Consider the following 15,800-nt stretch of genomic DNA (forward strand, 5'->3'; position numbering starts at 1 on the left):
AGGTGGTGGCGTGGGGTGCGGTGTTGACCAGCGCTGTTGCCATCGATGTTTGATTGTGGTTTTTTGTGGGTGGTTCTGTTTGCCGGAGGCCGAGGAGCCGCCCGTCATGAACACCCTGAACGCCCCGCAGGTGACGAAGACCGTCCGCCGCCTCGCCGACGGGCGCGAACTGCTCTACTTCGACGCGCCCGGCCCCGCCGACGCCCGCGCCGCCGCCCCCGCCGCGGCCCCCGGGCGGGACGCCGTCGACCGCCGCACGCTCCCGCCGGTCACCTCCGCCGCCGAGATCCGCCACGACCCGCTGCTCGACGAACACGTCGCCATCGCCTCCCACCGGCAGGGCCGCACCTACCACCCGCCCGCCGACAGCTGCCCGCTCTGCCCCGCGACCGACGACCGGCACGGCGAGATCCCCGCCGCCGACTACCAGGTCGCCGTCTTCGAGAACCGCTTCCCCTCCCTCTCCGGCGAGCACGGCCGCTGCGAGGTGGTCTGCTTCACCCCCGACCACACCGCCTCCTTCGCCGACCTCACCGACGAACGCGCCGCCCTCGTCCTCGCCGCCTGGACCGACCGCACCGCCGAGCTCTCCCGGCGGCCCGGCGTCCGCCAGGTCTACTGCTTCGAGAACCGCGGCGCCGAGATCGGCGTCACCCTCGCCCACCCGCACGGCCAGATCTACGCCTTCCCGTACGTCACCCCGCGCACCGCCACCATGCTCCGCAGCGCCGCCGCACACCGCGCGCGCACCGGCCGCAACCTCTTCGACGACGTCCTCGCCCGCGAACGGGCCGGGGGCCGGGTGGTGCTCGCCGGGGAGCACTGGACCGCGTTCGTGCCGTACGCGGCGCGCTGGCCGTACGAGGTGCACCTCTACCCGCACCACCGGGTCCCCGACCTCACCGCGCTCGCCCCCGCCGCCCGCGCCGAGCTGCCCGGCCTCCAGCTGGAGCTGCTGCGCCGCTTCGACCGGCTGTTCGGCCCGGCCGAGCCGCCCACCCCGTACATCGCCGCCTGGCACCAGGCGCCGAGCCCCGGACCGGGCGCCGCGGACCCCGCCGAGTTCGCGCTGCACCTGGAGCTTTTCACCGTCCGTCGGGCCTCTGGCAAGCTGAAGTTCCTCGCGGGCACCGAATCCGGCATGGGCGCGTTCATGAACGACGTCTCGCCGGAGTCCGCGGCCGACAGACTTCGAGAGGTGGCAAGCAGTTGAGCAAGTACCTGGTGACGGGCGGGGCCGGCTATGTGGGTGGCACGGTCGCCGCCCACCTGTTGGAGGCGGGGCACGAGGTCACCGTCCTCGACGACCTCTCCACCGGCTTCCGCGAAGGCGTCCCCGCCGGGGCCGACTTCATCGAGGGCCGGATCCAGGACGCCGCCCGCTGGCTCGACGCCTCCTACGACGGCGTGCTGCACTTCGCCGCCTACTCGCAGGTCGGCGAGTCCGTCGCCAAGCCCGAGAAGTACTGGGACAACAACGTCGGCGGCACCATGGCGCTGATCGCCGCCATGCGCGCGGCCGGGGTCCGCAAGCTGGTGTTCTCCTCCACCGCCGCCACCTACGGCGAGCCCGAGACCGTCCCGATCACCGAGGCCGCGCCGACCGCGCCCACCAACCCCTACGGCGCGACCAAGCTCGCCGTCGACCACATGATCACCGGCGAGTGCGCCGCGCACGGCCTCGCCGCCGTCTCGCTGCGCTACTTCAACGTGGCCGGCGCCTACCAGGAGTGCGGTGAGCGCCACGACCCCGAGTCGCACCTCATCCCGCTCGTCCTCCAGGTCGCCCTCGGCCGGCGCGCGGCCATCAACGTCTACGGCGACGACTACCCGACGCCCGACGGCACCTGCGTCCGCGACTACATCCACGTCGCCGACCTCGCCGAGGCGCACCTGCTCGCGCTGACCGCGATGACCCCGGGCGAGCACCTGATCTGCAACCTCGGCAACGGCAACGGCTTCTCGGTCCGCGAGGTCGTCGAGACCGTCCGCAAGGTCACCGGCCACCCGGTGCCCGAGGTCATGGCCGAGCGCCGCGCCGGTGACCCGGCCGTGCTCGTCGCCGCCGCCGACACCGCCCGCGAGCGGCTCGGCTGGACCCCGTCCCGCCCGGACCTGGCGGCCATCGTCGAGGACGCGTGGGCGTTCGCCCGCGCGCGGGAGCAGCAGGAGGGGTAACCGGTATGACGGCGAGCGGTGGGCTGACGAGCGGTGCGGGTGACGGGGCCGGTGAGGCCGTGGTGGCCGGGGTGGCCGAGGAGTTCCGGGCCCTGTACGGGGCTCGGCCCGAAGGCGTCTGGGCCGCGCCCGGGCGGGTCAACCTGATCGGCGAGTACACCGACTTCAACGACGGCTTCGTGCTGCCGCTCGCCCTGCCGCACACCGCCGTCGCCGCCGTCTCCCGGCGCGCCGACGGCCTGCTGCGGCTGCACTCCCGCGATGTGCCCGGCGGGATCGTACGGCTCGACGTCGACGCGCTCCGGCCGGGCGCCGTGCCCGGCTGGGCCGCCTACCCGGCGGGCGTGCTGTGGGCGCTGCGCGAGGCCGGGCACCCGGTGCGCGGCGCCGACGTCCACCTCGCCTCCACCGTGCCCACCGGGGCCGGGCTCTCCTCGTCCGCCGCCCTCGAGGTCGTCCTCGCCGCCGCCCTCGACGAGCTGTACGGCCTCGGCCTCGGCCGCCCGGACCTCGCCCGGCTCGCCCAGCGGGCCGAGAACGCCTTCGTGGGCGTGCCGTGCGGAGTCATGGACCAGATGGCGTCCGCGTGCGCCGTCGCGGGCCACGCGCTGTTCCTTGACACCCGCGATCTCTCGTACCGCCAGGTCCCGTTCGACCTCGCCGCGCACGGGCTCGCGCTGCTCGTCGCCGACACACGGGTGAAGCACGCGCTCGGCGACGGCGCGTACGCGGAGCGGCGCGCCGGGTGCGAAGCGGGCGCGCGGGCGCTCGGTGTGCGCACGCTGCGTGACGTGCCGGACGTGCAACTGCCCGAAACGCTCGGGCGTTTGAGCGATGAAACGGTTCGTCGGTATGTCCGGCACGTGGTGACCGACAACGAGCGGGTGCGGCGGGTGATGGCGCTGCTCGACGCGGGCGAACCGGCGTCCGTCGGCGAGGTCCTGGTGGCCGGGCACGCGTCGCTCCGTGACGATCTGCGGGTCTCCTGCCCGGAGTTGGACCTGGCGGTGGCGGCGGCGGTGGGCGCGGGGGCGCTCGGGGCGCGGATGACGGGGGGTGGGTTCGGCGGGTCGGCGGTGGTGCTGGTGGCCGCCGACGAGGCGGAGAAGGTCGCGGACGCGGTGCGGGTCGCCTTCGCGAGTGCCGGGTACCGGGAGCCGCGGGTGTTCGGGGCGGTGCCGTCGGCGGGGGCGCGGCGCGTGGGGTGAGGCGGTGCGGGTGCCGCGGTGCGGCCCCCACTCACGTTCGATTCGCACGTGCGGGTGGACTCTTCCGCGATTTTGCCGCGAGCGACGGGGGGCGTGTCTAGGCTGGGCGCAGCGCCGGTGGGGGCCGGTGCTGATCAGGGGTATCGAGACCCGCCGGGTACGGCGCCCGGAGCGGGGTAACTGTCCTGGCACGGCGGCGGCCGTGCCGATGATGGCCCGCTCCCGGCGTCGTATCCGCGTCGGGCCGTTCCTCGACCACTTGGGGGTTCCGTGGCCCGGATCCGGGTTCTGGTGGTGGACGACCACCGTGTCTTCGCCGAATCGCTCGCCGCGGCCCTCGCGGCCGAGCCCGATGTCGACGTCGCCGCCGCGGGCAGCGGGTCCGCCGCCGTGCGCTGTCTCGACCGGGGTGTCGCCGAGGGGCGGCGGTTCGACGTGCTGCTGCTCGACGCCGATCTCGGGTCCGGTGACGTGGTCGAGCTGATCGGGCTGCTCCGCGAGGGCCGGGCCGGGCTGCGGGTGGTGGTGCTCGCCGAGAAGGACGACGCCGCGCGCGCCGCGCTCGCCCTGCAGGCGGGCGCCTCGGGCTGGGTCGCCAAGGACTGTTCGCTGCAACGGCTGCTCGGTGTCGTACGGGGGGTGCTGCGGGACGAGACGCATCTGCCGCCCGCGCTGCTCACCGGGGTGCTCAGGGAGCTGACGGAGGCCCGGCGGCACCGTACGGAGAGCGAGCGGCTGGTGGAGTCGCTGACCCCGCGCGAGCGGGAGGTGCTGCGCTGCATGGTGGCCGGGCTCGGCCGGAAGGCGGTGGCGGAGCGGCTGTTCCTGTCGCCCCACACCGTACGGACCCATATGCAGAACGTGCTCGGGAAGCTCGGTGTGCACTCCACCCTGGCCGCCGTCGCGCTCGCGCGGCGGGCCGGGGTCGATCCGGCCGCGCTAGCCGGGGATGTTGTCGAACGGGGCGGTCAACTGGCGTAGCAGCCCGGCCAGTTCACCGCGCTCGCCGCGGGAGAGCCGGGCCAGGATGGCCCGCTCCTGGGCGAGCAGTCCGGCCAGCGCCTGGTCGGCGCGGTCGCGGCCCTCCGGGGTGAGCCGGACCAGCACGCCCCGGCGGTCGCTGGGGTCGGGCAGCCGCTCGACCAGGCCCTTCTTGGCCAGCCGGTCGATCCGGTTGGTCATGGTGCCCGAGGTGACGAGGGTCTGGGTGAGCAGTTGTCCTGGGGAGAGCTGGTACGGCGCGCCCGCCCGCCGCAGCGAGGTCAGGACGTCGAACTCCCAGGGCTCCAGCTGGTGCTCGGCGAAGGCGAGTCGACGAGCGCGGTCGAGATGGCGGGCCAGTCGTGAGACACGGCTGAGCACCTCGAGCGGTTCCACGTCGAGGTCCGGGCGCTCGCGGCGCCATGCAGCGACCAGACGGTCGACCTCGTCCTCCATGGCGATCAGTGTAGAGGGTCTGTTGACATAAAGTCTCTTGGGTTTGAGTTTCTTGATGTCGAGAATCTTGACATAGAGATATAGTCGGCTTGACTATGGGGAAGAGACCCGGCCGGAACTCCGTTCCGCTTCGGCAACTCGTTCCAGCAAGGGGGCTTCGAACATGCATTCCGTGGAATCCGCCGCACCCACGTGGGACCCGCAGCAGTACCTCCGTCACTCGGGTCACCGCACCCGGCCGTTCCTCGACCTGCTCGCACGAATACCGCAGCTGCCGAACCAGCGGCGCCCCGCCCGGATCGCCGACCTCGGCTGCGGTCCCGGCAACGTCACCGTCCTCCTCGCCGACCGCTGGCCCGACGCGCACATCTCCGGATTCGACCTCTCGCCCGAGATGCTGGAGCGGGCCGACAAGGACTGGGCCGGCACCACCGCCGGCGGCGGCTGGATCGACTTCCGCCCCGCCGACGCCGCCCACTGGACCCCCGACGAGCCCTACGACCTGATCGTCTCCAACGCCGCCCTGCAATGGGTGCCGAACCACCCCGAGTCGTTCCCCGTCTGGCTCGACGGACTGCGGCCCGGCGGCACCTTCGCCTTCCAGGTCCCCGGCAACTTCACCTCGCCCAGCCACGCCCTCCTCGGCGAACTGTGCGAGCGCCCCGAATGGCGCGACCGGATCGGCGACCAGGGCCGCCGCTTCGTCCACATCCTGCAGCCGGTCGACTACCTGGACCGGCTCACCGCCCTCGGCTGCGAGACCGACGTCTGGGAGACCACGTACATCCAGCTGCTCCCCGGCGAGGACCCCGTCCTCGACTGGGTCAAGGGCACCGCCCTGCGGCCCGTCCTGACCGCCCTCCAGGGCGATCCGGAGGCCACCGGCGCCTTCCTCGCCCAGTACCGGGACCTGCTGCGCGAGGCGTACCCGCCGGGGCCGCGCGGCACCGCGTTCCCGTTCCGCCGCATCTTCGCCGTCGCGACGAAGAAGGAGTCCTGAATGTTAATCGCCGTCGATCATGTGCAGCTGGCCGCTCCGGTCGGCAGCGAACCGCGGCTGCGGGCGTTCTACGCGGGTGTGCTCGGCATGACCGAGATCCCCAAGCCGCCCGCCCTCGCCGCCCGCGGCGGCTGCTGGTTCGCCGCCGGAGCCGTACAGCTGCACATGGGGATCGAGGCCGACTTCAGGCCCGCGCGCAAAGCGCACCCCGGCCTGAGAGTCGGCGGAATCCACGACTACGCGGCCCGCCTGGAGAAACGCGGCGCCCCCGTGGTCTGGGACGACCACCTCCCCGGCCACCACCGCTTCTACACCGAGGACCCGGTCGGCAACCGGCTGGAGTTCCTGGAGCCGGTGGAGTGAGGGCCGCCTGAACGACGCCGTCCGAACGGCGAGGGGCGCCGCGCACCCGGTGCGCGGCGCCCCCCCCGTACACCGGGGGACGGCTCAGTTCTTGCGGTGCCCTATCAACCGCGGCTTCTGCTCCAGACCGTCCAGACCGTGCCAGGCCAGGTTCACCAGATGCGCCGCGACCTCCGCCTTCTTCGGCCTGCGGACGTCCAGCCACCACTGCCCGGTCAGCGCCACACTGCCCACCAGCGCCTGCGCGTACAGCGGCGCCAGCTTCGGATCGAAGCCGCGGGCCTTGAACTCAAGACCCAGGATGTCCTCGACCTGCGTCGCGATGTCGCTGATCAGCGACGCGAACGTGCCCGTCGACTGGGCCACCGGCGAGTCCCGCACCAGGATCCGGAAACCGTCCGTGTACCGCTCGATGTAGTCGAGCAGCGCGAACGCCGCCTGTTCGAGCAGCTCCCGCGGGTGCCCCGCGGTCAGCGCCCCCGTCACCATGTCCAGGAGCTGGCGCATCTCCCGGTCCACCACGACCGCGTACAGGCCCTCCTTGCCGCCGAAGTGCTCGTACACCACCGGCTTGGACACCCCGGCCTTCGCCGCGATCTCCTCCACCGACGTGCCCTCGAAGCCCTTCTCCGCGAACAGCGTGCGACCGATGTCCAGCAACTGCTCCCGGCGCTGCGCGCCCGTCATCCTCACCCGGCGGCCACGCCGGGGCTTCTGCTCGTTCGCGCTGCTGGTACTGCCGTCGATCGCCACGTCATCCATCATGCCGCGTCGGCGGGCACACCCCGGCGCCGGGCATCGCCCTGGCGGCGGGCGTCGATCCGCTCCTTGGCCGGCCAGCGCACGTCGTGCGCCCAGCCCAGCGCCTCGAACCAGCGGATCAGCCGCGCGCTGGAGTCGATCTGCCCGCGCAGCACCCCGTGCCGCGCCGACGTCGGGTCCGCGTGGTGCAGGTTGTGCCAGGACTCGCCGCAGGAGAGCACCGCGAGCCACCACACGTTGCCGGAGCGGTCCCGCGACTTGAAGGGACGTTTACCCACGGCGTGGCAGATCGAATTGATCGACCAGGTCACATGGTGCAGGAGCGCGACCCGCACCAGCGAGCCCCAGAAGAACCCGGTGAACGCGCCCCACCACGACATCGTCACCAGGCCCCCGACCAGCGGCGGGATCGCCAGCGACAGCAGCGTCCACAGCACGAACTGCCGGGAGATCGCCCGGATCGCCGGATCCTTGATCAGATCCGGCGCGTACTTGTGCTGCGGCGTCTGCTCCTCGTCGAACATCCAGCCGATGTGCGCCCACCACAGCCCCTTCATCAGGGCCGGCAGCGTCTCGCCGAACCGCCACGGCGAATGCGGGTCGCCCTCGGCGTCCGAGAACTTGTGGTGCTTGCGATGGTCCGCCACCCAGCGGACCAGCGGCCCCTCCACCGCCAGCGAACCCATGATCGCGAGACCGATCCGCAGCGGGCGCTTCGCCTTGAACGAACCATGGGTGAAATAGCGGTGGAAGCCGATCGTGATGCCGTGGCAGCCGATGAAGTACATCGCCGTCATCAGCCCCAGATCCAGCCAGCTCACCCCCCAGCCCCAGGCCAGCGGCACCGCCGCGAGCACCGCCAGGAACGGCACCGTGATGAACAGCAGCAGCGTGATCTGCTCGATCGAACGCTTGTTGTCCCCGCCGAGCGTGGCGGAGGGCAGATCGGGCGGCACGGACGACGACGGCGACGACGACTCCGAGGACGGTGACGTCACCTCGGGACTTGTGGTCATGGGTGTCCCCTGGGGATGAGGGTGGGGTGGGCGCGGATCCGATACGGGGCGGAAACGCGCCGTAGCTACGCTTCCGTAACCTACGGCGTCGTAAGTATGGCAGCGCCCCGGCGCGCGGCAAGAGGCCCAAGGATCGACAACAGGTCCAAGGATTGGGCCGTGGCCCGCGCCGCGAAGATGGACACCTATCCTGGGTGCGTCGGACAGCGCGGTCCGCAAGCCTCCAGTACCCCTCCAGACGTGCTCAAACACTGCAAGGAGCCGCACCTGTGAGCAGTGCCGACCAGACCTCCACCGCCAGCGCCGAGCTGCGATCCGACATCCGCCGACTGGGCGATCTGCTGGGCGAGACCCTCGTCCGGCAGGAGGGCCCGGAGCTCCTGGAGCTCGTCGAGAAGGTCCGCCGCCTCACCCGCGAGGACGGCGAGGCCGCCGCCGAGCTGCTCCGCGGCGTCGAGCTGGAGACCGCCGCCCGCCTGGTGCGCGCCTTCTCCACCTACTTCCACCTCGCCAACGTCACCGAGCAGGTCCACCGCGGCCGCGAACTGCGCGAGAAGCGCGCCGCCGAGGGCAGCCTCCTCGCCCGCACCGCCGACATGCTCAAGGACGGCGACCCCGCCCACGTCCGCGAGACGATCAAGAACCTCAACGTGCGGCCGGTGTTCACCGCCCACCCCACCGAGGCCGCCCGCCGCTCGGTCCTCAACAAGCTCCGCCGGATCGCCGCCCTCCTGGAGACCCCGGTCATCGAAGCCGACCGGCGCCGCCACGACCTCCGGCTCGCCGAGAACATCGACCTCATCTGGCAGACCGACGAGCTCCGGGTGGTCCGCCCCGAGCCCGCCGACGAGGCCCGCAACGCCATCTACTACCTCGACGAGCTGCACGCGGGCGCCGTCGGCGACGTCCTGGAGGACCTCGCCGCCGAACTGGAGCGCGTCGGCTTCGAGCTGCCCTCCGGCACCCGCCCGCTCACCTTCGGCAGCTGGATCGGCGGCGACCGCGACGGCAACCCCAACGTCACCCCGCAGGTCACCTGGGACGTGCTGATCCTCCAGCACGAGCACGGCATCACCGACGCCCTCGAACTCGTCGACTACCTGCGCGGCCTGCTCTCCAACTCCATCCGCTACGCGGGCGCCACCGACGAACTCCTCGACTCCCTCCAGGCCGACCTGGAGCGCCTCCCGGAGATCAGCCCCCGCTACAAGCGCCTCAACGCCGAGGAGCCGTACCGGCTCAAGGTCACCTGCATCCGGCAGAAGCTCCTCAACACCCGCGAACGCCTCGCCGCCGGCACCCCCCACCAGGACGGCCGCGACTACCTCGGCACCGCCGAACTGCTCCGCGACCTCACCCTCATCCAGACCTCGCTGCGCGAGCACCGCGGCGGCCTCTTCGCCGACGGCCGGATGGACCGCACCATCCGCACCCTCGCCGCCTTCGGCCTCCAGCTCGCCACCATGGACGTCCGCGAACACGCCGACGCCCACCACCACACCCTCGGCCAGCTCTTCGACCGGCTCGGCGAGGAGTCCTGGCGCTACGCCGACATGCCCCGCGACTACCGGCAGAAGCTCCTCGCCAAGGAACTCCGCTCGCGCCGCCCGCTGGCCCCCACCCCCGCGCCGCTCGACGCCGCCGGACAGAAGACCCTCGGCGTCTTCCACACCGTCAAGGAAGCCTTCGAACGCTTCGGCCCCGAGGTCATCGAGTCGTACATCATCTCGATGTGCCAGGGCGCCGACGACGTCTTCGCCGCCGCCGTCCTCGCCCGCGAGGCCGGACTGATCGACCTGCACGCCGGCTGGGCCCGGATCGGCATCGTGCCGCTCCTGGAGACCACCGACGAGCTCAAGGCCGCCGACGTCATCCTCAACGACATGCTCGCCGACCCCTCCTACCGGCGCCTCGTCGCCCTGCGCGGCGACGTCCAGGAGGTCATGCTCGGCTACTCCGACTCCTCCAAGTTCGGCGGCATCACCACCTCCCAGTGGGAGATCCACCGCGCCCAGCGCCGACTGCGCGACGTCGCCCACCGCTACGGCGTCCGGCTGCGCCTCTTCCACGGCCGCGGCGGCACCGTCGGCCGCGGCGGCGGCCCCTCGCACGACGCGATCCTCGCCCAGCCCTGGGGCACCCTGGAGGGCGAGATCAAGGTCACCGAGCAGGGCGAGGTCATCTCCGACAAGTACCTCATCCCGTCGCTGGCCCGCGAGAACCTCGAACTGACCGTCGCCGCCACCCTGCAGGCATCCGCCCTGCACACCGCGCCGCGCCAGTCCGACGAGGCCCTCGCCCGCTGGGACGCGGCCATGGACACCGTCTCCGACGCCGCCCACACCGCCTACCGCAAGCTCGTCGAGGACCCCGGCCTGCCGGCGTACTTCCTCGCCTCCACCCCCGTCGACCAGCTCGCCGACCTCCACCTGGGCTCACGGCCCGCCCGCCGACCCGGCTCCGGCGTCTCCCTCGACGGACTCCGCGCCATCCCCTGGGTGTTCGGCTGGACCCAGTCCCGCCAGATCGTCCCCGGCTGGTTCGGCGTCGGCTCCGGCCTCAAGGCGCTGCGCGAGGCCGGCCTCGAAGCGGTCCTCGGCGAGATGCACGAACACTGGCACTTCTTCCGCAACTTCCTCGCCAACGTCGAGATGACGCTGGCCAAGACCGACCTGCGGATCGCCCGCCACTACGTCGACACCCTCGTCCCGGACAACCTCAAGCACGTCTTCGACATCATCGAGGCCGAGCACGACCTGACCGTGCAGGAAGTCCTCAAGGTCACCGGCGGCGAGCGGCTGCTCGACTCCCACCCGGTGCTCCAGCAGACCTTCGCCATCCGCGACGCCTACCTCGACCCGATCTCCTACCTCCAGGTCGCCCTCCTCGCCCGCCAGCGCGCCGCCGCCGAGCGCGGCGAGGACCCCGACCCGCTGCTCGCCCGGGCCCTGCTGCTCACGGTGAACGGCGTGGCGGCAGGACTGCGCAACACCGGCTGACGCCGGGCGCGTTCGGACGTACGACGGTGCCCCCGCGGGAATCCCGCGGGGGCACCGTCATGAACGGGTGGGGGGAGCTGTCCGGCGCCTGCGCCGGACCGGCCCGGTGGCTACAGCGTGAAGAACGCCCCGAGCAGCAGCGCCGCCCCGGCCCCCGCCACCGACCACGCCGTCCGCGCCATCCGCATCCCGCCCCCGATCAACGGCGCCGCCAGCAGCAACGCGCCACCCAGCGGCAGCCACGCGTGCAGCCCACCGCCCCAGCCCGTACGCACCGCCTCGTCCGTCCCCGGCTTCAGCACCACCGGCAGCGTCTGACCCTTCTCCGCCGCCACCGAATGCGCGATCGTCGCCGTGTGCCGCCCCGACCCCGCCCGGTCCTCCGGCACGTAACGCCCGCTGCACGTCTCCTCGTTGCAGCCGGTCACCGTCAACGTGCCGTGCTCCCGCCCCTTCGAAAGCAGCACATGCTGAGCGGTGTCCCAGGACGTCCACGCCCCGGCGACGACGAGCAGCAGGACGACCAGGGCCATGGCGGCGTTACGGGCATGCGTCATGACCCGCGATCGTACAGTCGCACCGCGGGCGCACCCCGCCCGCGCCGGTCAGGAGCCGACCACGAGCCCCACGACGGTCAGGAGTTGTACGCCGACTGCGCCCGCTCCAGGCCCTCCGCGACCAGACACTCCACCGCGTCCGCCGCCCGGTCCACGAACCAGTCCAGCTCCTTGCGCTCCGTCGACGAGAAGTCCTTCAGGACGAAGTCCGCCACCTGCATCCGGCCCGGCGGCCGGCCGATCCCCACCCGCACCCGGTGGTAGTCAGGGCCCATCGCCTTCGTCATCGACTTCAGCCCGTTGTGCCCGTTGTCACCGCCGCCCAGCTTCAGCCGCAGCACCGCGTAGTCGATGTCCAACTCGTCGTGCACCGCCACCACATGGGCCGTCGGCACCTTGTAGAAGTCACGCAACGCCGTCACCGGACCGCCCGACAGGTTCATGAACGACTGCGGCTTCGCCAGCACCACCCGACGGTTCGCGGGCCCCGGCGGACCCATCCGGCCCTCCACCACCTGCGCCTGCGCCTTCTGCGCCCGCTTGAACTTCCCGCCGATCCGCTCCGCGAGCAGATCGACCACCATGAACCCCACGTTGTGCCGGTTGCCCGCGTACTCCGGACCCGGGTTGCCGAGGCCGACGATCAGCCAGGGGGCGTTCGCGTCGTCCGTCATCTGCGTCTCGTCTCCTCGTCAGCAAAAGAAACGGGGTGACGGGCCCGAAGGCCCATCACCCCGTCGGGGTCAAGCAGAGCCTACGGCTCAGGCCTCGGCACCCTCGGCGTCGCCCTCGGCGGCGTCGGCGGCCGGCTCCTCGGCCTGCGCGGCCACGACCTGCAGGACGACGGCGTCGCCCTCGGTCACGAGGGTCACACCGGCGGGCAGGGTGATGTCCTGCGCGAGGACGGACGAACCGGCCTCCAGGCCCTCGACCGAGACCGTGACGGACTCGGGCAGGTGGGTGGCCTCGGCCTCGACCGAGAGGGTGTTCAGGACGTGCTCCAGCAGGTTGCCACCGGCGGCCAGCTCGCCCTCGGCGACGACCGGAACCTCGACGGTGACCTTCTCGCCACGCTTGACCAGCAGCAGGTCGACGTGCTCCAGGAAGCCCTTCAGCGGGTCACGCTGAGCGGCCTTCGGGATGGCGAGCTCGGAGCCCTTGCCCTCGATGTCCAGGGACAGCAGGACGTTCGGGGTACGCAGCGCCAGCGCGGTGGCGTGGGCCGGCAGGGTCAGGTGGACCGGGTCGGTGCCGTGGCCGTACAGGACGGCGGGGATCTGGTCGGCGCGACGGATCTTGCGGGCGGCGCCCTTGCCGAACTCGGTACGGAGACCGGCGGCGATCTTCACCTCGGACATGTGCACTCCTCGTAAGTGGTGACGGAATCGTCTGTCACCCGGCCACGACTAACCGATGGCCTGCTACGAAGAGCGCGTCGATAACGGACCGCCGAAGCCCCGAAAGGGGCCGGCCTCCCTCGCCGAGCAACCACGACAGTCTAACGGCACCACCCCGCGCGCCCAAATGGATCACCCGGAGGCTCTGCCTGGGCCCTCTGGCGTACGGGAAAGGGCCGCCCCCCATCGGGGAGCGGCCCTCACACCACAGCGTCAGGCCGTACGGCCGAGGCTCAGTGCTCCTCGAACAGGCTCGTCACCGAACCGTCCTCGAACACCTCGCGCACCGCGCGCGCGATCGTCGGCGCGATCGACAGCACCGTGATCTTGTCCAGCTCCAGCGAACCCGGGTCCGGCAGCGTGTCCGTGAACACGAACTCGCTCACCTTCGAGTTCTTCAGCCGGTCCGCGGCCGGACCCGACAGGATGCCGTGCGTCGCCGTCACGATGACGTCCTCCGCACCGTGCGCGAACAGGGCGTCCGCCGCCGCGCAGATCGTGCCGCCCGTGTCGACCATGTCGTCCACCAGGACACACACCCGGCCACGCACGTCACCGACGACCTCGTGGACCGTGACCTGGTTCGCCACGTCCTTGTCACGACGCTTGTGCACGATCGCCAGCGGCGCGTCCAGACGGTCGCACCAGCGGTCCGCGACCCGCACCCGACCGGCGTCCGGCGACACGATCGTCAGCTTGTCCCGGTCCACCTTCGTGCCCACGTAGTCCGCGAGCACCGGCAGCGCCGACAGGTGGTCCACCGGACCGTCGAAGAAGCCCTGGATCTGGTCCGTGTGCAGATCCACCGTGAGGATCCGGTCCGCACCGGCCGTCTTCAGCAGATCGGCGAGCAGCCGCGCCGAGATCGGCTCACGACCGCGGTGCTTCTTGTCCTGACGGGCATAACCGTAGGACGGAACGATCACCGTGATGCTCCGAGCGGAAGCCCGCTTCAGCGCATCGACCATGATCAGCTGCTCCATGATCCACTTATTGATCGGAGCCGTGTGGCTCTGGATCAGGAAGCAGTCCGCGCCACGCGCCGATTCCTGGAAGCGAACGTAGATCTCACCGTTCGCGAAATCGAACGCCTTGGTCGGAACAAGGCCGACGCCCAGCTGATGCGCGACCTCCTCGGCCAGCTCGGGGTGGGCGCGGCCGGAGAAGAGCATCAGCTTCTTCTCGCCGGTCGTCTTGATCCCGGTCACAGCACTGTCTCCTCGACGGGTCTCTGGTCGCGAATCCCCGCGCTCCCGTGCGCGTGTGCGAGCCAGCCGAATTTGTGTGCACGTATCACGGTACGCCGACTCCGACGTACTCGTTTCCGGTCAGCTTTCGCCTGCGGACTTCTCAGTGGCAGCCACAGCCGCCTGCGCGGCCGCACTCCCCGGACGCTTCCGCGCCACCCAACCCTCGATATTCCGCTGCTGGCCACGGGCGACAGCCAGCGCACCAGGCGGCACATCCTTCGTGATCACCGAGCCGGCAGCGGTGTAAGCACCGTCCCCGACCGTGACAGGCGCCACAAACATGTTGTCCGAACCCGTCTTGCAGTGAGACCCCACCGTCGTGTGGTGCTTCGCCTCACCGTCGTAATTCACGAAGACGCTCGCGGCACCGATGTTGGAATACTCGCCGATCGTCGCATCACCGACGTACGACAGATGGGGGACCTTCGTCCCCTCACCGATCTGCGCGTTCTTCATCTCCACATAGGTGCCGGCCTTCGCCTTCGCACCGAGCACCGTCCCCGGCCGCAGATAGGCGTACGGGCCCACCGAAGCGCCCTCGCCCACCGTCGCCGTGTCCGCCACCGTGTTGTCCACCCGGGCCCCACGGCCCACCATGGTGTCCTGAAGACGCGTGTTCGGACCGACCACCGCGTCCTCCGCCACATGCGTCGCACCCAGCAGCAGCGTGTTCGGCAGCACCACCGCGTCCGCCTCGAACGTCACCGTCACATCCACGAACGTCGACGCCGGATCCACCACCGTCACACCCGCCAGCATCGCCCGCTCCAGCAGCCGCCGGTTCAGCAGCGCACGCGCCTCCGCCAACTGCACCCGGTTGTTGATCCCCAGGATCTCCCGGTGATCCGCGGCCACCGACGCACCCACCCGGTGCCCCGCCTCCCGCAGGATCGACAGCACGTCCGTCAGGTACTCCTCGCCCTGGCTGTTGTCCGTCCGGACCTTCCCCAGCGCGTCCGCGAGCAGCCCGCCGTCGAACGCGAACACACCCGAATTGATCTCCCGGATCGCCCGCTGCTCCGCCGACGCGTCCTTGTGCTCCACGATCTCCGTCACCGCGCCCGAGACGGCGTCCCGCACGATCCGGCCGTAGCCGGTCGAGTCCGGCACCTCGGCGGTCAGCACGGTCACCGCGTTGCCGTCGGCCTCGTGCGTCGCCGCCAGCGCCTTCAGGGTCTCGCCGGACAGCAGCGGCGTGTCACCGCACACCACCACGACGGTCCCCTCCGGAGTCCGCCCCAGCTCCCGCAGCGCCATCCGCACCGCGTGCCCGGTCCCGTTCTGCTCCTCCTGCACCGCGGTCCTGGTCCCGGCGTACGCCGCCTCCAGATGACCCTTCACCTGCTCCCGCGCGTGCCCGACGACCACGACCAGGTCCTCGGGCTCCAGCTCACGGGCGGCCGACACGACGTGCCCGACGAGCGAGCGCCCGGCGATCTCGTGGAGGACCTTGGGAGTCTTCGACTTCATGCGGGTGCCCTCACCCGCTGCGAGGACGACGACGGCGGCCGGGCGATTGGCGCTCACGGAATGCCCTTCGGCTTTCGGGTGGTGGACGTCCGAAGGATACCGGGGGGTACCGGGCGGGATACGAGTAAGGGTCCCGACCTGGGAGGTCGGGACCCGAACCGAG

Annotated in this window: 15 protein-coding genes; 7 read left to right on the plus strand and 8 right to left on the minus strand. The window is 71.5% G+C overall.

What is annotated here, in order from left to right:
• The first annotated feature begins 130 nt into the window (after positions 1 to 130).
• The 4 genes from galT to ACIPXM_RS17245 all read left to right on the plus strand — a co-directional run bounded on the left by galT (position 131) and on the right by ACIPXM_RS17245 (position 4,367).
• The gene (gene galT, locus ACIPXM_RS17230) at positions 131 to 1,213 is read left to right on the plus strand and encodes a galactose-1-phosphate uridylyltransferase (protein ID WP_401656191.1); all 1,083 of its coding nucleotides are present in this window, start codon (positions 131 to 133) and stop codon (positions 1,211 to 1,213) included.
• Positions 1,210 to 2,178 (plus strand): UDP-glucose 4-epimerase GalE, encoded by a 969-nt coding sequence (gene galE / locus ACIPXM_RS17235; protein ID WP_401655936.1) that lies wholly within the window; start codon positions 1,210 to 1,212, stop codon positions 2,176 to 2,178. Before galT ends, galE begins: the two co-directional genes overlap by 4 nt.
• A gap of 5 nt (positions 2,179 to 2,183) precedes the next feature.
• A complete protein-coding gene (gene galK / locus ACIPXM_RS17240; protein WP_401655938.1) occupies positions 2,184 to 3,386 on the plus strand; it encodes a galactokinase in 1,203 nt (400 codons plus the stop codon).
• A 270-nt stretch (positions 3,387 to 3,656) separates the two neighbouring features.
• Positions 3,657 to 4,367: a LuxR C-terminal-related transcriptional regulator gene (locus ACIPXM_RS17245; protein WP_401655940.1), complete on the plus strand. Its 711-nt coding sequence runs from the start codon at positions 3,657 to 3,659 to the stop codon at positions 4,365 to 4,367.
• Here the strand turns inward: ACIPXM_RS17245 and ACIPXM_RS17250 are convergent.
• Entirely contained in the window at positions 4,326 to 4,823 is a 498-nt protein-coding gene (locus tag ACIPXM_RS17250) for a MarR family winged helix-turn-helix transcriptional regulator (protein ID WP_401655942.1), read from the minus strand. The genes ACIPXM_RS17245 and ACIPXM_RS17250 overlap by 42 nt on opposite strands.
• Positions 4,824 to 4,986: 163 nt before the next feature.
• Here ACIPXM_RS17250 and ACIPXM_RS17255 point away from each other — a divergent pair, with 163 nt between their 5' ends.
• Positions 4,987 to 5,823, plus strand: coding sequence for a trans-aconitate 2-methyltransferase (locus ACIPXM_RS17255; protein ID WP_401655944.1), 837 nt, complete (start codon positions 4,987 to 4,989; stop codon positions 5,821 to 5,823).
• The gene (locus ACIPXM_RS17260; RefSeq protein ID WP_401655946.1) at positions 5,824 to 6,186 is read left to right on the plus strand and encodes a VOC family protein; all 363 of its coding nucleotides are present in this window, start codon (positions 5,824 to 5,826) and stop codon (positions 6,184 to 6,186) included.
• 84 nt (positions 6,187 to 6,270) lie between these two features.
• Here the strand turns inward: ACIPXM_RS17260 and ACIPXM_RS17265 are convergent, their stop codons facing one another.
• Together ACIPXM_RS17265 and ACIPXM_RS17270 are read right to left on the minus strand one after the other, a co-directional pair.
• Positions 6,271 to 6,948, minus strand: coding sequence for a TetR/AcrR family transcriptional regulator (locus tag ACIPXM_RS17265; protein ID WP_401656193.1), 678 nt, complete (start codon positions 6,946 to 6,948; stop codon positions 6,271 to 6,273).
• Positions 6,948 to 7,964, minus strand: a complete 1,017-nt coding sequence (locus tag ACIPXM_RS17270) for an acyl-CoA desaturase (RefSeq protein ID WP_401655948.1) — start codon at positions 7,962 to 7,964, stop codon at positions 6,948 to 6,950. Before ACIPXM_RS17270 ends, ACIPXM_RS17265 begins: the two co-directional genes overlap by 1 nt.
• Before the next feature lie 269 nt (positions 7,965 to 8,233).
• Here ACIPXM_RS17270 and ppc point away from each other — a divergent pair, with 269 nt between their 5' ends.
• Positions 8,234 to 10,963: a phosphoenolpyruvate carboxylase gene (gene ppc, locus ACIPXM_RS17275; RefSeq protein WP_401655950.1), complete on the plus strand. Its 2,730-nt coding sequence runs from the start codon at positions 8,234 to 8,236 to the stop codon at positions 10,961 to 10,963.
• 110 nt (positions 10,964 to 11,073) lie between these two features.
• Here the strand turns inward: ppc and ACIPXM_RS17280 are convergent, their stop codons facing one another.
• From ACIPXM_RS17280 to glmU, 5 genes are all read right to left on the minus strand, one after another.
• A complete protein-coding gene (locus ACIPXM_RS17280; RefSeq protein WP_401655952.1) occupies positions 11,074 to 11,520 on the minus strand; it encodes a hypothetical protein in 447 nt (148 codons plus the stop codon).
• A 77-nt stretch (positions 11,521 to 11,597) separates the two neighbouring features.
• A complete protein-coding gene (gene pth / locus ACIPXM_RS17285) occupies positions 11,598 to 12,194 on the minus strand; it encodes an aminoacyl-tRNA hydrolase (RefSeq protein ID WP_401655954.1) in 597 nt (198 codons plus the stop codon).
• An 87-nt stretch (positions 12,195 to 12,281) separates the two neighbouring features.
• A complete protein-coding gene (locus ACIPXM_RS17290) occupies positions 12,282 to 12,878 on the minus strand; it encodes a 50S ribosomal protein L25/general stress protein Ctc (protein ID WP_401655956.1) in 597 nt (198 codons plus the stop codon).
• Positions 12,879 to 13,150: 272 nt separating this feature from the next.
• A complete protein-coding gene (locus tag ACIPXM_RS17295) occupies positions 13,151 to 14,125 on the minus strand; it encodes a ribose-phosphate diphosphokinase (RefSeq protein WP_401655958.1) in 975 nt (324 codons plus the stop codon).
• A 120-nt stretch (positions 14,126 to 14,245) separates the two neighbouring features.
• Complete coding sequence (gene glmU / locus ACIPXM_RS17300) at positions 14,246 to 15,694, minus strand: bifunctional UDP-N-acetylglucosamine diphosphorylase/glucosamine-1-phosphate N-acetyltransferase GlmU (RefSeq protein WP_401655960.1); 1,449 nt, start codon at positions 15,692 to 15,694, stop codon at positions 14,246 to 14,248.
• Positions 15,695 to 15,800: the final 106 nt, after the last annotated feature.

This window comes from Streptomyces sp. NPDC090025, from assembly GCF_044748125.1.
Taxonomy (GTDB): domain Bacteria; phylum Actinomycetota; class Actinomycetes; order Streptomycetales; family Streptomycetaceae; genus Streptomyces.

What these genes read in the sequence shown, in the direction of transcription:
- ACIPXM_RS17270 (WP_401655948.1), bottom strand. Translation starts at nt 7,964, where the DNA reads ATGACCACAAGTCCCGAGGTGACGTCACCGTCCTCGGAGTCGTCGTCG.
- ACIPXM_RS17260 (WP_401655946.1), top strand. Translation starts at nt 5,824, where the DNA reads ATGTTAATCGCCGTCGATCATGTGCAGCTGGCCGCTCCGGTCGGCAGC.
- ACIPXM_RS17265 (WP_401656193.1), bottom strand. Translation starts at nt 6,948, where the DNA reads ATGGATGACGTGGCGATCGACGGCAGTACCAGCAGCGCGAACGAGCAG.
- pth (WP_401655954.1), bottom strand. Translation starts at nt 12,194, where the DNA reads ATGACGGACGACGCGAACGCCCCCTGGCTGATCGTCGGCCTCGGCAAC.
- ACIPXM_RS17250 (WP_401655942.1), bottom strand. Translation starts at nt 4,823, where the DNA reads ATGGAGGACGAGGTCGACCGTCTGGTCGCTGCATGGCGCCGCGAGCGC.
- ACIPXM_RS17280 (WP_401655952.1), bottom strand. Translation starts at nt 11,520, where the DNA reads ATGACGCATGCCCGTAACGCCGCCATGGCCCTGGTCGTCCTGCTGCTC.
- ACIPXM_RS17255 (WP_401655944.1), top strand. Translation starts at nt 4,987, where the DNA reads ATGCATTCCGTGGAATCCGCCGCACCCACGTGGGACCCGCAGCAGTAC.
- galK (WP_401655938.1), top strand. Translation starts at nt 2,184, where the DNA reads ATGACGGCGAGCGGTGGGCTGACGAGCGGTGCGGGTGACGGGGCCGGT.
- ACIPXM_RS17290 (WP_401655956.1), bottom strand. Translation starts at nt 12,878, where the DNA reads ATGTCCGAGGTGAAGATCGCCGCCGGTCTCCGTACCGAGTTCGGCAAG.